This window comes from Vibrio sp. HS-50-1, from assembly GCF_024747315.1.
GTDB lineage: Bacteria > Pseudomonadota > Gammaproteobacteria > Enterobacterales > Vibrionaceae > Vibrio > Vibrio diabolicus.
Genome location: NZ_JAMPZF010000007.1, coordinates 1 through 16654 on the forward strand (window position 1 = coordinate 1; position 16654 = coordinate 16654).

The following is a 16654-nucleotide window of genomic DNA, read 5'->3' on the forward strand; positions in this document are numbered from 1 at the left end:
AGATGATATTTCTTGAGCCAGCAAGTCAAGCTCATCCTCAAGAGTCGTTGCTTCAGCCTCATCACCCAGTAGCGCATTAAAGTAGTCATCAAGCGCTTGTTCACTGGAAAGCACGTCGTTACTGCTCATCGAACGCTAACCTCTCCAGGTAAATCAGTAACTGTTTATACGCAAACACACCACGACTACCAGATGCAAAATGTGATGCTGGCAAATGCTTTAAACTAGCATCACGGAACTTGGTATCAATCGGCACCGCAGAGGTCCATACTTGATTTGGGTAATCTTTCTTCAGTTGTATCAATGTCTGCAAAGACGCTTTGGTGCGCTTGTCATACATCGTTGGAACGATAGTCACTTTGAAACCACCCGGACGAGACTTTTGCATAATGGTTAACGTGCGCATCATGCGTTCCAAGCCTTTCATCGCCAAAAACTCGGTTTGAACGGGAATCAAAATTCGGTCACTGGCGGCCAGTGCGTTCACCATCATCACACCAAGAATTGGCGGGCAGTCAATCAACACATAATCATAGTCTTGTGAGACCGCTTGTAGAGCTCGTTTTAAGATCAGCCCCATCCCACTGCGATTCCCCATGACACGATCAAGCGTCGCAAGGGACATATGCGCGGGAATGATATCCATCCCTTCCAGTTTTGTCTCTAGGATTAACGGCCTCACCGTTTCACGAGAGAATGTCTTCAACTGGAATAAATCAAACAGGCTCGAAGTTACTGCGTCAGGATCATAACCAAGATAGGTAGTCAGTGATGCGTGAGGGTCAGTATCGACCATCAGTACGCGATGACCTTTTTGACTCAGCAAACCCGCTAATGTCACTGTTGAGGTGGTTTTACCCACGCCACCTTTCTGGTTAGCTACACTCCAAACAATCATGATGAATCCTACGCTAGGCCAACTTCCACCAACATGCGTTCTGCAATGCGGTCAAGCGGTAAATCTTCTGAAGAAATGCCTGCTTTAGCAACAGCTTGGGGCATACCATAAACAACACAACTTTCTTCATCTTGAGCCCAAATAGTTGAGCCTGAAGACTTCAACATACGAGCGCCTTCACGACCGTCTGCACCCATGCCAGTCAGCACTAAAGAGAGTACTTTGTCACCGTATACTTTGGCTGCAGAACCAAAAGTCACATCCACACATGGTTTGTAGTTCATGCGGTCGCCGCCATCAATGATACGAAGACGAGCAGCCCCCGCTCGACCATCCACCATCATTTGCTTACCACCTGGAGCAAGGTATGCCACACCAGGCTGTAAGACGTCGCCATCTTGTGCTTCTTTCACTTGAATCTTACACAAGGTATTCAAACGGCTGGCAAATGCAGCAGTAAAGGTTGCTGGCATATGTTGGATCAATACGATCGGATGCGGGTAGTTCATCGGTAAACGCGTCAGAATTTTTTGCAAAGCAACCGGACCACCAGTCGACGTGCCAATTGCGGTCAGTTGATACTTCTTACCGGAGGCTCGGAACTTTGCCGCAGCCGGTCGAGCTGGAGCTGGAGTCGCTGGCGAAGCCGTTCTTGAACCTAGTGGACGAGATGCCGCATTGGTACTCGCAGCAACGCGAGTGATTGGTCGACGCATAAAAGCGCGCTTCGAAGCAATCTGAATAACTCGTTGCTGAAGCAGTGACACCGCTTCTTCGCGGTTACGTGCGATGTCTTCAAACTTTTTCGGTAAGAAATCCAATGCGCCCGCATCAAGCGCATCAAGCGTGGCTTTCGCCCCGTCATGAGTCAGGGACGAAAACATTAGGATTGGCGTTGGAGCCGCTGCCATGATTTCACGTACAGCGGTAATGCCATCCATCACTGGCATTTCAATATCCATCGTGATGACGTCCGGTTTAAGAGATTTGGCTTTCTCAACCGCCTCTCTGCCATTTACCGCAACGTCAATCACTTCTAGGCGCGATTCTGAGTTGATGATTTCGCTCACGCGACGTCGAAAAAAACTCGAATCATCAACGACTAGTACTTTAATCGCCATCTTATTCCTTTTAATAACGTCAGCTTTGCTTAAAGGCGTGAAGCCGCAGCATATCGCTTAAGTAAATCAGGCACATCTAGAATTAATGCAATATGGCCATCGCTAGTGATTGTTGCACCAGCCATGCCCGGAGTGCCTTGCAATAGATTATCGAGTGGCTTAATAACCACTTCTTCTTGACCAATAAGCGTATCCACAACAAAACCAACGCGCTGGTTACCGATCTGTACAATAACCACATGACCGTGACCAGTACGCTCTTCGACGTTTTGTGATTTGGATGCTAACCAGTTCTGTAAGTAAAATAGCGGGATAGATTTTTCACGCACAATGATCGTCAACTGACCATCTACCACGTTTGTGCGACTCAGATCCAAGTGGAAAATTTCGCTCACAGATGCCAGTGGCAGCGCAAACGGATGACCGCCAACACCAACCATCAGTGTTGGTAGGATCGCAAGCGTCAGTGGTACTTTGATGGTGATCTTAGTGCCTTTCCCTAGCTCAGAATCGATATCGATTGAACCATTTAAGGTGTTGATCGCCGTCTTAACCACATCCATGCCAACGCCACGGCCAGAGATGTCAGAAATTTTATCTTTACTTGAGAAACCTGGCGCAAAGATAAGGTTGAAGCACTCTTTGTCTGTTAAACGGGCCGCCGCATCTTCGTCCATCATGCCGCGCTTAACCGCGATACCACGCAGTTTGTTCGGGTCCATACCGCCGCCATCATCTACGATGGATAGCTCAATGTGATCCCCTTCTTGTGATGCAGACAAAATCACTTTACCTGTGCGTGATTTACCTGCTTTCGCGCGATCGTCTGGCATTTCAATACCGTGGTCAACCGAGTTACGAACCAAGTGAATCAATGGATCGGCCAATGCTTCTACAAGGTTTTTATCGAGATCGGTTTCTTCACCGCGCATTTCCAACACGATGTCTTTATTTAGATTGCGCGCCAAGTCACGGACAACTCGTGGGAAACGGCCAAATACTTTCTTGATTGGCTGCATACGCGTTTTCATTACCGCGCCTTGCAGATCCGCCGTTACGACATCAAGGTTGGCGACCGCTTTGGACATTTCTTCATTGTCGCTGTTCAAACCAAGGCTTAATAGACGGTTTCGGACCAATACAAGCTCACCTACCATGTTCATGATGGTATCAAGCGTTGAGGTATCGACACGAACGGTTGCCTCTGCCTGAGGTTTTTTAACCGCTGGCGCTTTCGCCTCTTCTTTCACCGCGACAGGTTTAGATTCTGGCTTTGGTGCTGGAGCCGGAGTTGGAGCTGCTGGTGCTGGCTTAACCGCAGGCTCAGGTTTCGCAGGGCTTTCCTCTACGTTTGCTGATGCCGGCTTCGTTGCCATATCCAGTTCTTCTAGCGTAGGACCTTTGCCCGCACCATGTAGCTCATCGAGTAACTTTTCGAACTCTTCGTCCGTCATTAAGTCACTATCTTGATTTGCTGACGATGCAACTGGCGCAGCTGGTTCTGCCGCTTTAGGAGGTTCTGCTGGTGCAGATGCTGCAGCCTCTGCCGCTGATGGACTTTTGCCAACGCCGTGAAGTTCGTCAAGTAGACGTTCAAATTCATCGTCAGTGATATCGCCACTTTCAACTGATGGCGCACTTGATTGAGGGGGCTCTGATGGCGTTGTTGGTGTCGCAGGTTCTGAAGCGCCTGGAGCTGAGCCTTTACCATGAAGCTCATCCAGCAGCTTTTCGAATTCGTCTTGGGTAATTTCATCAACAGAGCCGACACTTGACGCTGGCGCGGCTGGTTCTTCAATAACAGGCTCAGGAATGACAGGTTCAGGAGTAACCACTGGTTCTCCAACCACGGTTGCAGCGACTTCATCTTCTGATTCAGGTTTACATAGACGATGAAGTTCTTCAAGAAGGGCAGGATCCGCAGCTTCCAATGGTTCACGATCTTGAACAGCTTGGAACTGGGTATTGACCGTATCCAACGCTTTTAGCATCGTATCCATTAAGTTTTGCGTGACCGTGCGTTGGCCGTTTCGTAAAACGTCGAACACGTTCTCCGCACCATGACAAGTATCGACTAGCTCTGCCAAAGACAGGAAGCCAGCACCGCCTTTTACGGTGTGAAACCCGCGGAAAATTGCATTAAGTAAGTCTTTGTCTTCTGGGTTATTTTCCAATTCAACCAACTGCTCAGAAAGCAGTTCGAGAATTTCCCCAGCCTCAATGAGAAAGTCCTGAAGAATATCTTCGTCTAAATCGTAGCTCATACGTTACCTTTAAAATCCAAGACTGGACAACAAGTCATCGACTTCGTCCTGCGATGAAACCGCATCTTCTCTCAGTTCTGGATGAAGAATCGGGCCTTCGGCTTCGCTTGTTTGTGTATTCTTTTTATCTGCCGGTTCTGACAAAACTTGAATGTGTTCTTCAGGTTTATTTCCAGAGAATACGGTTAGGATTTCCACTAAGCGGCCTTCTACTTCATTTACCAACGTAATTACGCGGCGAATAATTTGGCCAGTTAGGTCTTGGAAGTCTTGCGCCATGAGAATTTCGGTCAATTGACCACGCAACTCAGTGCTGTCACCTTCGACTTGAACTAATAGCTCGTCGATTCGGTGACAAAGTGCTTTGAATTCGCTTAATTCGATGCGCCCGTGCATGAGTTCATTCCATTGAGGACGAACTTTCTGAAGGCAATCATGCAGGTTGTCAGCGATAGGAAGGCAGCAGTCGACTGCATCCATCGTTTTGTTGGCTGCTAGCTCTGTCTTCTCGATCACATAATTAAGACGATCCCTTGCGTTAGGGATTTCGTCTTTCGCAATTTCGGTCATGCGCTGATCGAGACTGAACTGCTTGAGTGATTCGTGAAGGTCTCGAGTTAAGGCTCCAATTTCTTGCAGCATTGGATTCTCGGCACCTTCGTAGATCGAGGCAACAAGCATATTGGCTTGGTCTTGTTCCCCGTTTTCTAGCATTTGAACGAGTGACTTCGCCTGCTCTAGTGAGATCATTCTGAATAGACCCTTTTACGTTTAGTTCTTCTTATCACTTTAAAAACGCTAAACGAGTCATTTAATAGGTATTTAATAATTGGTATGAATGACTCGAATAACAAAGAGAAAAAGAGAGAGTTATAAACGCTCGAAAATTTTATCTAATTTTTCTTTTAATGTTGCAGCAGTAAATGGCTTAACAATGTAGCCGTTTACGCCTGCTTGAGCAGCTTCAATGATCTGCTCACGCTTCGCTTCAGCCGTGATCATTAGAACTGGCAAATGCTTAAGTTCTGCATCCGCGCGGATGTGTTTAAGCAAATCGATGCCTTGCATACCTGGCATGTTCCAGTCAGTTACAACAAAATCGAAGTCACCTTTTTTCAGCATTGGTAATGCGGTTAAACCATCGTCCGCTTCTTGAGTGTTATTGAAACCCAAGTCACGAAGCAGGTTTTTAACAATACGGCGCATTGTTGAGAAATCATCAACAATAAGGATCTTCATGTTTTTATTCAAAATTGCCTCCACTGAATCGTAAAATCAGTGTTTTTAGTCATTTTGTGTCCACGCACTGAGCTTGGTGCGCAAACGTTGCATCGCTTGACTCAGTATTTGACTTACGCGAGATTCGCTTACGCCTAACACATCGCCAATTTCTTTCAAATTGAGTTCTTCATCATAATAAAGCGAAAGTACCAAAGCTTCACGCTCTGGAAGCTGTTTTATTGATTCAACCAGTGCTTTTCGAAATGATTCATCGGCAACCCCTTTGAACGGGTTACTGTCATCAGTTTCATCTGCAGGTGAAATCACATCATCAGAAACGCCTAAATCTTCAATACCGACTAATTTTGAGCAGTTGATATCGGTCAGAGCACTATGATATTGATCCAGTGTCATACCGAGATGCGTGGCTACTTCAGAATCAGTAGGATCTCGATTTAATTCGCCTTCCAGTTCCGCAATCGCTTGGTTAATCTCTCGATTATTTTTATGAACAGAACGCGGTACCCAATCGCCTTTGCGCATGTCATCTAACATTGCACCGCGAATACGGATACCTGCATAAGTTTCAAAGCTCGCACCTTTAGAACCATCATAATTCTGCTGAGCTTCGATAAGACCGATCATGCCGGCCTGAATTAAATCCTCTACCTGAACACTCGGCGGTAAACGGCCTAATAGGTGGTGAGCAATGCGCTTAACCAACACTGAGTAGCGCTCTATAAACGCTTGCTGGCTATTAAACTTGCCATGTTGGTCATAGGTTATCGCTTTATTCACCAAAAGGGTCCTCTGCGAATTCGGTACGATTTAGCAACCTTTCCACAAAAAATTCCAAGTGTCCACTTGGTGTTTTCGGTAGTGGCCACGTTAACGCTTTGTTTGCTAGTGAGCTAATAGCTAAAGCGGCAGGTGAGCGAGGGAACGCATCAACGACAATTTTTTGTCTTTTTACAGCCTGTCGTACTTTATCATCTAATGGAATACATGCTACGAGTTCAAGGCTGACATTCAAGAATCGCTCTGTGACTAGCGTCAACTTTGCAAACAATTCTCGCCCTTCTCGGTAGCTTCTGACCATATTTGCTACAACTTTAAAGCGTTGGACCTGGTGTTCTTTACTTAACAGCTTAATTAACGCATATGCATCTGTGATTGAAGTTGGTTCATCACACACAACCACAACGACATCTTGAGCTGCTCGCGAAAAACTGATTACCATGTCAGAAATGCCTGCGGCGGTATCTATCAGCAGGACATCCATTTCGTCTTCAAGACTACCAAATGCTCGAATGAGTCCAGCATGTTGAGCGTGAGAAAGCTCAGTCATGCTCTGCGTGCCAGAAGTTGCAGGGATTATCTTTATACCATAAGGCCCTTCGACAATCGCATCTTTTAGCTCACATTCACCCGCTAAGACATGTCCTAGATTGCGTTTTGCACGAATTCCGAGCATCACGTCCACATTGGCCAGACCTAAATCAGCGTCGAGAACCATCACCTTCTTGCCTTGGCGAGCCATACAAATCGCCAGACCCAGTGTTACGTTTGATTTCCCCACACCACCTTTGCCGCCAGTAACAGCAATCACTTTGGTCAACGATGGTTGTGTTAAGCGACGGAGGCCGCTTGCTTGATCGTGTATCATATTCTCAGTCATAGTAGTCCGCCGCCTTAGAGTCCTTCACTGTCACTGTTCCAAAAGTGAGGTTCGTTCTCTGTCGACTTCTCTAACAGTTCATTTGCTTTCGCAAGCATATATTTTGGTTGCGCTATCACAATGTCTTCTGGCACGCGCTGACCATTAGCGATGTAAGCCACTGGCATTGCGTTTTGAATCACTACACTGATGAATTCGCCTAGACTTAATGACTCATCAAGCTTCGTCATAATACAACCCGAAAGTGGTATGCGTCGGAAGTGATCCAGCGTTTCTTGTAGAACGCGACGTTGTGCGGTAGCTGGCAAAACAAGGTAGCTGTGAATCACTTCTCCGCTCTCTTGCATTAGAGTATCGAGCTGCTCAGAAAGCCTGACATCTCGTTGCCCCATCCCTGCCGTATCGACCAAAATCAGTCTTCTGTTTCTTAGCTGATATATAACATCGGCTAACTCGTTAGAATCTTTAGCAACTCTTACGGGACAACCCATGATTCTTCCGTAAATTGAGAGCTGCTCATGTGCACCTATGCGATATGTGTCAGTTGTCACAAGGGCTACATTGTCGGCACCGTATTCCATGGCGGCACGTGCTGCGAGCTTCGCAACGGTGGTTGTTTTTCCCACCCCCGTCGGACCTAACAGTGCGACCACACCACCACGTTTTAAAATGTCCTGTTTAGGAATATTGATTTGATCCGCCACCAGCGACAACAACGCTTTCCACGCTCGCGCTGGTTTTGTATCTTCCGGGATATAGCAAGCCATTTGGTCTGCTAACTCCGGAGAAACGCCCATACGCTCTAAGCGCTTAATCAGCATTGCTCTGAGCGGCTCACGACGTTCCACTTCCTGCCACATTAGGCCAGAGACTTGATGCTCTAGAAGACGACGAATTGACGTCATCTCTTCGCGCATACTCTCCAGCTCATCGGCAGACTCTTCTCGTTCATCACTTGGACGGCGGCGATCATAGCGTGTCGGATCCAACTTCGGCGTTGGACGCTCAAATCGATTATCTTGTGCGATTAACTTCGCCAAAGGTGAATCTGGTTGATATGGCGCTGGCTTTTCTTGGTTGTAGCCGTCGCGATGCTTATTCTGGCGTTGCAATAAAGCAGAGAGCGAATCTTCATTTTCCGCTACATGATCGTCAGCATCTGCTGCACCACCACTATATTGCTTAAGCATGTTAGCGAATCGCTGCGTCATCGAGCCTGTTTTTTCGTTGTTACTGTTATTACTGTTCAGGCTAATTTTATCTTCATCTAAATGACGATCTTGATAACGATCTGCAGAAGACGATGACATTTGACGATGTTCGTTATAGCGATTCGATTGAGAAGCACCGCGATTTTGTTGTGATGCAGCGCTTGCTTGAGACGGGTTAGATTCACTATCTATCGCCGCAACAATCGCCACCCCACCAGCCACTTTCTTGTTTGACATGATCACCGCTTCCGCGCCTAACTCCTCTTTCACTTGGAGCAGCGCCGTTCTCATGTCTTTGGCAAAAAATCGCTTTATTTTCAAACTATGAATCCATTAATGATGCGTGAGATCAGTTACCCACGGCTTGCACAATTCTGATCTGTTTTTCATCCGGGATTTCTTGGTAAGACAGTACCCGGAGATTAGGTATTGTGTTCTTCACAAATTTCGCCAACGTCGAGCGTAATACACCGGAAGTAAGCAGAACGGCTGGCTCGCCTTTCAATTCTTGTTCCTGTGTCGCTTGGCTTAGTGAAGACTGCAATCGTTCAGCGAGCCCCGGTTCAATCCCCGCAGATTCGCCTCCTGATGCTTGCATAGTTTGATGCAATATTTGTTCCAGTTCAGGTATCAAAGTAATCACTGGCAGCTCAGGCTCTATACCATTGATTTCTTGAACAATTAGACGTTTCAGACTAATTCGAACTGCTGCCGTCAATATGTCAGCTTCTTGACTCTTACTTGAGTACTCAGCCAAAGTTTGAACAATCGTGCGAATATCGCGGATTGGAATGGCCTCGTTTAACAAGTTTTGTAGGACTTTCACCACCACACCTAATGGTAATTGGTCAGGAACAAAGTTCTCAACCAACTTAGGCGCGCTGCGTCCTAACATTTCTAATAAATTCTCTACTTCTTCATGACCAATCAACTGCGATGCGTTATTGGTCAGTAACTGGCTCAGGTGCGTCGCTAATACTGTCGATGAGTCAACAACCGTATAACCTAACGCCTGAGCATGCTCACGCTGATCTTCGCGAATCCATACGGCTTCCAGTCCAAATGCAGGGTCAATGGTTGGCTCGCCATCAATCATGCCATACACCTGACCTGGGTTAATCGCTAGCTCTTGATCCGGACGAATCTCAGCTTCGCCCACCGCAACCCCCATTAACGTAATTCGGTAACTGTTTGGGGTCAGCTCAAGATTGTCACGAATATGAACCGCTGGGATTAGGAACCCAAAATCTTGCGATAACTTTTTACGCACACCTTTTACGCGCTCTAACAGTTCTCCACCTTGGTCTCGGTCCACTAACGGAATCAAGCGGTAACCCACTTCTAGGCCAATAATATCGACTGGCTGGACGTCGTCCCAAGACAGTTCGCGTTGTGATGAAGGCTCTGCACCTTCGTCGGCTTTCGCTGGTAAAGCCGGTTCTTTCGCTTTCTGCTTTTGGCGTTTATCGATGAAATACGCCGCCGCGCCAGCCGCGACCGCCAGACTCAAAAACGCAAAGTGTGGCATGCCCGGTACGATGCCCATCACACCGAGAATAGCAGCGGTAATCATCAGTGCTTTTGGGTTGTCGAACATCTGGAAGACCAGCTGTTCACCCATGTCTTCATCAGTGTTTTGACGTGTCACCATCATCGCCGCTGCAATCGACAGCAATAGCGATGGAATCTGTGCAACTAGGCCGTCACCAATCGTCAGCAAAGTATAGATTTCAATTGCCTCACCGAAACCCAATCCATACTGCGCCATACCGATCGACAGACCGCCGACGATGTTGATAAACAGAATCAAAATACCGGCAATCGCGTCACCTTTTACGAACTTCGAGGCACCATCCATTGAACCATAGAAATCCGCTTCTTTTGTCACTTCAAAACGACGAACTCTTGCTTGTTCTTGGTCTATCAATCCGGCATTTAAGTCCGCATCAATCGCCATCTGCTTACCTGGCAACGCATCAAGGGTGAAGCGAGCACTTACCTCAGAGATACGACCCGCACCTTTGGTCACCACCATAAAGTTGATGATCATTAAGATGAGGAAAACCACTAAGCCGACCGCGTAGTTACCACCAATAACGACATTACCAAACGCTTCAATTACGTTACCTGCCGCGTTGCCGCCTTCATGACCATGCAGTAAGACGACACGTGTCGAGGCAACGTTCAGCGCCAAACGCAACAAGGTCGCGATCAGCAGTACCGTCGGAAAAGCGGCGAAGTCCAACGGACGACGTGTGTAAACGGTCACTAACAACACCACCATCGACAACGCGATGTTAAAGGTGAAGAACATATCCAGCAAAAAGGCTGGAATAGGCAGCACCACCATCGCTAAGGTGGCCAAAACCATCACCGGCGCGCCAATAGCTGGCATTTCACGCTGAGGGATTCGTGGCAATTTATCTGCAAATGGCAGGCTTAACTTCATACTACGAGAGATCTCAATCGATTGAAGCGTCACGTTAGCTCTTACTATTAATACGCGACCGCTTTGGCCTAAAAGTTTAGGTATGGTTGATAATTAAGGCGTTTTAAGCAAGCTATGTACCATAATTAACGCCAAAATAATGACTAAACACTCAAGTAGAGCTTAATATCTGATTAAATTAGCCTTTTTAGAATTAGGCTTCTTTTAGTATTAGTGCCGGTGTTCTGGCGGGATTGGCAAATCGTAATCCTGAATTTTGGGGCGCTGTCCACCTCGTTTTCGGTATTGCTTCAACTGGAATACAAATGCCAAAACCTGAGCCACCGCAGTAAATAATCCATCGGGGATCTCTTGTTCTAGCTCGGTAGTATGGTACAGCGCACGAGCAAGTGGCGGAGCAGGTACAATTGTGATGTCATGCTCTCGGGCAACTTCTCGAATCTTCATTGCCATGTGATCGGTGCCTTTAGCGATCACTACCGGCGCACGGTCTGTCTTCTGTTTATAACGAAGCGCAACCGAAAAGTGCTCTGGGTTGGTAACAATAACATCAGCCTGAGGAACATCTGCCATCATACGGCGTTGAGCCGCTTCTCTTTGCAGCATACGAATGCGTCCTTTGACCTCTGGCTTACCCTCGGTTTCTTTATATTCGTCTTTGACTTCTTGCTTGGTCATTTTTAACTGATCAGCGTGCTGCCAGATTTGAAATGGAATATCGATGGCAACCACGATCAACAGCGAACAGCTGATCAACAAGATAAAGTTCAGCAGAATATCTAAAGCATGGAAGATGTTTTGCGGATACACATCCATACTTAATTGAATCAGATCCGCCTGCGATGCTTGGATCAAATAGATCGCGACACCAGTAACCAAAACCACTTTAAGAATTGATTTGATCAACTCTACCCAGCTTTGCATTCCGACCATCCGCTTTAAACCGCTAAGCGGATTCATTTTTGACAGCTTTGGCATAGCCGCTTGAGCAGAAAAACTGATTCCTCCCACACCCGCAGCACCAATCATGGCGGCAGTAAACAACGTAGCTAGCACCAAAAATAGAGGGAACAACAAATCGGTCATCGCCCCTAAAGCAATGTCAAATAGCTTTGCCGTATCGAAAATCTCTTCTCGTTGAAGATCAAATAAACGGCTCATGATGGAAAACAGTGAGCGTGCTAACGCCTCGCCAAACCACATTAGTGAAATGGCGCCAACGATCAGTACAGATGCTGATGCAAGTTCTTTAGACCGAGCAACCTGCCCCTTTTCTCTGGCTTGTTGTAACCGCCGGGGCGTGGCTTCTTCGGTGCGTTCCTGACCGTCTGATTCTGCCAATTCTTAGCACTCCAAGCGAATGAGTCGACAAATCTGCGCCTCACCCACCGTCCAGAACATTTCATAATGACTGTAAAGGCCAGCCAGTATGTACCAACACAGTAATAGACCCACCATCAACGCAAACGCAAAACCAAGCGAAAAGATATTCAGCTGTGGTGCAGCACGGGTCATTACACCAAACGACAAGTTAATGGTAAGTAGCGCAATAATGCCAGATAGCGACATACTCAGTGCCGTTTGGAACATAATACCAAGCCAGCCTGCCATTTCACGGAAATCAACCGCGTTGAGCGAGCCGGAACCAATCGGCAAGGTTTTAAAGCTGAACACGACCAGTTGCAGCATTTTCAAGTGCCCATCGGTGGCAAGGAAAAACATTGTCGTCAAAAACATGAATAGCTGACCAAGCAATGGCGTGTTCTGACCATTTGCGGGATCAACCATAGAAGCGAAACCCAAACTTGATTGCATACCCAATATTTGCCCCAACAAGACAAAGGTTTGAATCATAAATTGAGTGACCATCCCCATCGCAATACCGATGATCATTTGCTCGGCAATGGTCATAAAACCCCGAAACGAGAGCAACTCAATGTCTTGAGGCACTGCAGGGATCGCAGGCATGACGGCAAAAGTGATGGCTAACCCGAGGTAAAGGCGGATTCGTGGTGAGACAAATCGAGCCCCAGTTACCGTCATCACCATCAGCATGGAAGAGATACGAACGTAGGGCCAGAAATAGTTTGCGATCCAATCTAAGACAACGCTAGTGGGGTACTCCATAGGCGCCTCTAATAAAGCACCTGAGGTAAGCGCTCAATCAAGCCATAGAAATATTCCATCAACATTTGCGTCATCCAGTGACCAAATAGCATTAGAGCCAAAAGAGTGACTATCAAACGCGGCAAGAAGCTCAATGTTTGCTCGTTGATGGAAGTCGCAGCTTGGAAAATCGCAACAATAAGGCCGATAAGCAAACTTGGGATGATAATGGCGCAGACCATGATAAGCACCATCCAAAGTGCTTCACGGAAAAGCTCGACAAACATTTCTGGTGTCATGTCTTATCCTCTATCTGCGCTTATCTAAAGGGCAAAACTGCCCGCGAGTGTCGAAAGTATCAAGTTCCAGCCATCGACCAATACAAACAGCATCAACTTGAACGGCAACGAAACAATCATTGGTGACAACATCATCATACCCATTGCCATCAGTACCGACGCTACCACGAGGTCAATAATCAAAAACGGCAAGAAGAGCATAAAGCCAATCTGGAATGCAGTTTTTAGCTCCGAGGTGATGAAAGCCGGAATCAATACCGCCATCGACACATCTTCTGGATTATCGACTTGCTCTCCTGACATGGTTACAAACGTCTCCAAATCTTTGATTCGGGTCTGTTTAAGCATGAACGCTTTCATTGGTGCTTGTGCAGCATCAAACGCTTCTCTCGCAGTGGCTTGCTCGTTCAAATAAGGCTGAACGGCTTTATCGTTGATTTCGTTCAGGACGGGAGACATAACAAAGAAGGTCAAAAACAGCGCTATACCAATGATGACCTGATTAGACGGCGTTTGTTGCAAACCCATTGCCTGACGCAATATCGACATCACCACAACAATTCGAGTAAACGACGTCATTAGAATGACCATGGCAGGCAAGAAGCCAAGCATGGTCATTAACGCTAGGATTTGTAGCGTAACCGAGTAATCTTCACTGCCATCTGGGTTTGTGGTCATGGTAAACGCAGGGATGCCACCACCACTAGAAACGGACATAGCACGACTGGCGCCAGTATCACTTTGCATCGCCTGAACAGTGACGCTACTTCCATCAGCCAAGTTGTCAGGCAGAGCAGACTCCTCTGCCTCAGCAAACGAAAATGAAGAAAACAGCACGCCGACGAAAAGCAACAACGTGCTCAGGAGCAAACGAATCGGGTTACCCTTTATCATGTTTTTTGATCAGTTGGCTAAATTGAGTCGCAAAAGCATTGGTCGCCAACTCTTCCTCTTTCAGTGGCTTATCTAACTTGGCTAACGTTTGGATTGATTGGCTGGTAATTCCAACCAAAAACTGCTCTTCACCCACTTGAACTACGGCGATTCTTTCTTTGGTGCCCACTGGCAACTGACTCACAATACGCAAGCCTTTTTGTTGTCCCATCGCCGGCACTTGCATACGTTTAAGTAGCCAAGCCAACAAAAGAATCACGCCGATCACAAGCACAAGCGAGCCCAGTGTCGTCGCAAGATCCAGGTTATTTGGTGCGGCAGCAAATGCATAAGGAGCACTCAGCATTAAGCTCAGTGCTCCGGTGATTTGCTTCAATCGCGTTTTGATTGAGCGGCTCATCTTAACGTAGCTTCTTAATTCGTTCAGTTTGGCTGATCACATCCGTCAAACGGATACCAAACTTATCGTTCACGACCACGACTTCGCCATGCGCAATCAGTGTACCGTTGACTAATACGTCCAATGACTCGCCCGCTAGACGATCCAACTCAACAACCGAACCTTGGTTCAACTGCAATAAGTTCCGAATGCTGATTTGTGAACGACCGACTTCCATCGAAATCGTCACCGGAATATCCATGATGGTGTCGAGTTTACGACGCTCATCTTCGGTAATTGGGCTTGAAGTGTCTTTTAGCTCTTCCAGTGGCGCGGCCAATACTTCATCTACGTCAACAGAAGGTGCAGACGGGTCTTCGCCAAGAGCGGCTGCCCATTCATCTGCTAGCTTTTGATCGTCACTTGGTTCCATTTTTCTATCCTGTGTTAAGCCTTATTTAATGCCAAAGCATGTCTGTTCAATAAGGTATCTTAATCGTCTATATCGTCTTCATTCTCAAGCTCAGACATGATGTCTTTGCCCAAGAAAGCTAAATCTGTTTTGACTACATGTGGGCGCTCAATTTCCTCAGAAATTTGCACCGCTAATTTGTCTTCCGAACGGCCCATTTTTACGCGATAGGTCGGCAGGTCTTCCACAAACATTGTCGCATGTTCTGGCATTTCAATCGGGATGATGTCACCCGGTTGCAATTCCATGAGGTCACGCAAAGAGATGTCTTTTTCAAGCAAGTTAACGCGGAAGTTAACCGGACAATCCATAATCTCTTCACGTAATGCTGAGCTCCAACGGACGTCTGTCTCCATCTTGTCGGACTGAACACCTGCATCCAACAGTTCACGAATCGGCTCAACCATGGAGTAAGGCATAACGACATGAAAATCACCGCCGCCACCATCGACCTCAATGTGGAAAGAACTCACGACAATCACTTCTGTCGGGCTGACAATGTTAGCCATACTTGGGTTTACTTCAGAGTCGAGATATTCGAACTCCACCCCCATCACTGGCGACCACGCTTCTTTGTAGTCTTCAAATACAATCTTCAGCAGCAGCTGAATGATGCGGCGTTCCGTTGGGGTAAATTCGCGCCCTTCGATTTTGGCATGGAATCGACCATCCCCACCAAAGAAGTTTTCTACCAGAATAAAGACTAAGCGAGCCTCCATGGTGATCAATGCTGTACCTTTTAACGGACGAAAACGCACCATGTTCAAACTGGTTGGCACGTACAATGTGTTTTGGTATTCGCCAAACTTCATCATCTGCACGCCATTGATCGACACTTCTGCCGTTTTACGCAGCATATTAAACAGACTAATACGCATGTGTCGTGCAAAGCGCTCGTTGATAAGTTCGAGCGTCGGCATTCGACCACGTACAATCCTGTCTTGCGACGAGAAATCAAAATTGACGGCACCTTCGTTGTCGTTTTCTATCGGTTCATCGACGTCATCAACATCGTCAACTCCGTGTAATAGCGCATCAATTTCGTCTTGGCTTAATAGATCGGTCACGTTTTACCTATTGAATAACAAAATCTGTAAACAGTACTTTTTCAATCACTGGCTTACCGACCGCAGCGTTTAGCGCTGCTTTGATATCTTCGGAAGCACGATCGCGCAATTCCACTCGTCCCGTTGGAGAACGCAACTGATCAACCGTCGCCGAAGCAAACGTTGATAACAAAGAGCTCTCAATCAGTGGCGAATGGTACCGCGCCAACTCTTCATTCTCTGCGCCGCGAACCATTAACTGCGCTTTAATTTGTACCAGTCTGTCGCGACGGTCCCCAGTAACGTTAAATACAAATGCCTGAGGAAGATTCACGTAGGCAATGGGCGAGGCATCAGATGCCTTCGCTTGAACCTGTTGAGACGCTTCAGCCTGAGCTGGTTCATCAGAGCCCATGAGAAAGAATGCTGCTGCACCACCGCCAAGTAGCAATACCACAACAGCGATTATGATGATAAGTAACTTACCTTTTCCTTTCGGCGCATCGGCCCCTTGTAACTGTTCTTCTGCCATTGTTGTCTCTTATTGTTCTTTTAGGTTACCGAGATGCTTAAGGAAGTCGTTTGGTAACCTTGTATTATTGCCTTTAAACGGCCT

17 protein-coding genes and 1 pseudogene are annotated in these 16654 nt (G+C 46.9%); all 18 read right to left on the minus strand.

Annotated elements, in window-relative coordinates; translation table 11 throughout:
- Nucleotides 1-129 (minus strand): annotated as a pseudogene (locus tag NDJ01_RS05740) (chemotaxis protein CheW); the annotation flags it as partial.
- On the minus strand, nucleotides 119-898 hold the full coding sequence (locus NDJ01_RS05745; protein WP_258586423.1) for a ParA family protein: 780 nt from the start codon (nucleotides 896-898) through the stop codon (nucleotides 119-121). The gene NDJ01_RS05745 and the pseudogene NDJ01_RS05740, both read right to left, overlap by 11 nt.
- Nucleotides 899-906: 8 nt before the next feature.
- Complete coding sequence (locus NDJ01_RS05750) at nucleotides 907-2019, minus strand: chemotaxis response regulator protein-glutamate methylesterase (RefSeq protein WP_258586424.1); 1113 nt, start codon at nucleotides 2017-2019, stop codon at nucleotides 907-909.
- 29 nt (nucleotides 2020-2048) lie between these two features.
- Complete coding sequence (locus tag NDJ01_RS05755; RefSeq protein WP_258586425.1) at nucleotides 2049-4283, minus strand: chemotaxis protein CheA; 2235 nt, start codon at nucleotides 4281-4283, stop codon at nucleotides 2049-2051.
- Nucleotides 4284-4292: 9 nt separating this feature from the next.
- Nucleotides 4293-5033, minus strand: a complete 741-nt coding sequence (locus NDJ01_RS05760; protein ID WP_006741709.1) for a protein phosphatase CheZ — start codon at nucleotides 5031-5033, stop codon at nucleotides 4293-4295.
- 120 nt (nucleotides 5034-5153) lie between these two features.
- Nucleotides 5154-5522 carry a chemotaxis response regulator CheY gene (gene cheY, locus NDJ01_RS05765; protein WP_017635949.1) on the minus strand — a complete coding sequence of 123 codons (369 nt, stop codon included), beginning with the start codon at nucleotides 5520-5522 and terminating at the stop codon, nucleotides 5154-5156.
- 45 nt (nucleotides 5523-5567) lie between these two features.
- Nucleotides 5568-6302 carry an RNA polymerase sigma factor FliA gene (locus NDJ01_RS05770; protein ID WP_048625854.1) on the minus strand — a complete coding sequence of 245 codons (735 nt, stop codon included), beginning with the start codon at nucleotides 6300-6302 and terminating at the stop codon, nucleotides 5568-5570.
- Nucleotides 6295-7182 (minus strand): MinD/ParA family protein, encoded by an 888-nt coding sequence (locus NDJ01_RS05775; RefSeq protein WP_005380498.1) that lies wholly within the window; start codon nucleotides 7180-7182, stop codon nucleotides 6295-6297. The genes NDJ01_RS05770 and NDJ01_RS05775 overlap by 8 nt, the downstream gene beginning before the upstream one ends.
- Before the next feature lie 14 nt (nucleotides 7183-7196).
- Nucleotides 7197-8714 (minus strand): flagellar biosynthesis protein FlhF, encoded by a 1518-nt coding sequence (flhF, locus tag NDJ01_RS05780; protein ID WP_012841533.1) that lies wholly within the window; start codon nucleotides 8712-8714, stop codon nucleotides 7197-7199.
- 28 nt (nucleotides 8715-8742) lie between these two features.
- Nucleotides 8743-10842, minus strand: a complete 2100-nt coding sequence (gene flhA, locus NDJ01_RS05785; protein WP_053808936.1) for a flagellar biosynthesis protein FlhA — start codon at nucleotides 10840-10842, stop codon at nucleotides 8743-8745.
- Nucleotides 10843-11052: 210 nt separating this feature from the next.
- Complete coding sequence (gene flhB / locus NDJ01_RS05790) at nucleotides 11053-12183, minus strand: flagellar biosynthesis protein FlhB (protein WP_006741705.1); 1131 nt, start codon at nucleotides 12181-12183, stop codon at nucleotides 11053-11055.
- A 3-nt stretch (nucleotides 12184-12186) separates the two neighbouring features.
- A complete protein-coding gene (fliR, locus tag NDJ01_RS05795; RefSeq protein ID WP_005384463.1) occupies nucleotides 12187-12969 on the minus strand; it encodes a flagellar biosynthetic protein FliR in 783 nt (260 codons plus the stop codon).
- A gap of 8 nt (nucleotides 12970-12977) precedes the next feature.
- The gene (gene fliQ / locus NDJ01_RS05800; RefSeq protein ID WP_012841532.1) at nucleotides 12978-13247 is read right to left on the minus strand and encodes a flagellar biosynthesis protein FliQ; all 270 of its coding nucleotides are present in this window, start codon (nucleotides 13245-13247) and stop codon (nucleotides 12978-12980) included.
- Nucleotides 13248-13271: 24 nt separating this feature from the next.
- Complete coding sequence (gene fliP / locus NDJ01_RS05805) at nucleotides 13272-14141, minus strand: flagellar type III secretion system pore protein FliP (protein WP_258586426.1); 870 nt, start codon at nucleotides 14139-14141, stop codon at nucleotides 13272-13274.
- Nucleotides 14128-14541: a flagellar biosynthetic protein FliO gene (gene fliO / locus NDJ01_RS05810; RefSeq protein WP_012841531.1), complete on the minus strand. Its 414-nt coding sequence runs from the start codon at nucleotides 14539-14541 to the stop codon at nucleotides 14128-14130. Before fliO ends, fliP begins: the two co-directional genes overlap by 14 nt.
- A 1-nt stretch (nucleotide 14542) precedes the next feature.
- Complete coding sequence (gene fliN, locus NDJ01_RS05815) at nucleotides 14543-14953, minus strand: flagellar motor switch protein FliN (protein WP_012841530.1); 411 nt, start codon at nucleotides 14951-14953, stop codon at nucleotides 14543-14545.
- Between the two features lie 59 nt (nucleotides 14954-15012).
- Nucleotides 15013-16059, minus strand: a complete 1047-nt coding sequence (fliM, locus tag NDJ01_RS05820) for a flagellar motor switch protein FliM (RefSeq protein WP_006741703.1) — start codon at nucleotides 16057-16059, stop codon at nucleotides 15013-15015.
- 7 nt (nucleotides 16060-16066) lie between these two features.
- The gene (fliL, locus tag NDJ01_RS05825) at nucleotides 16067-16570 is read right to left on the minus strand and encodes a flagellar basal body-associated protein FliL (protein WP_012841529.1); all 504 of its coding nucleotides are present in this window, start codon (nucleotides 16568-16570) and stop codon (nucleotides 16067-16069) included.
- Between the last annotated feature and the right edge of the window lie 84 nt (nucleotides 16571-16654).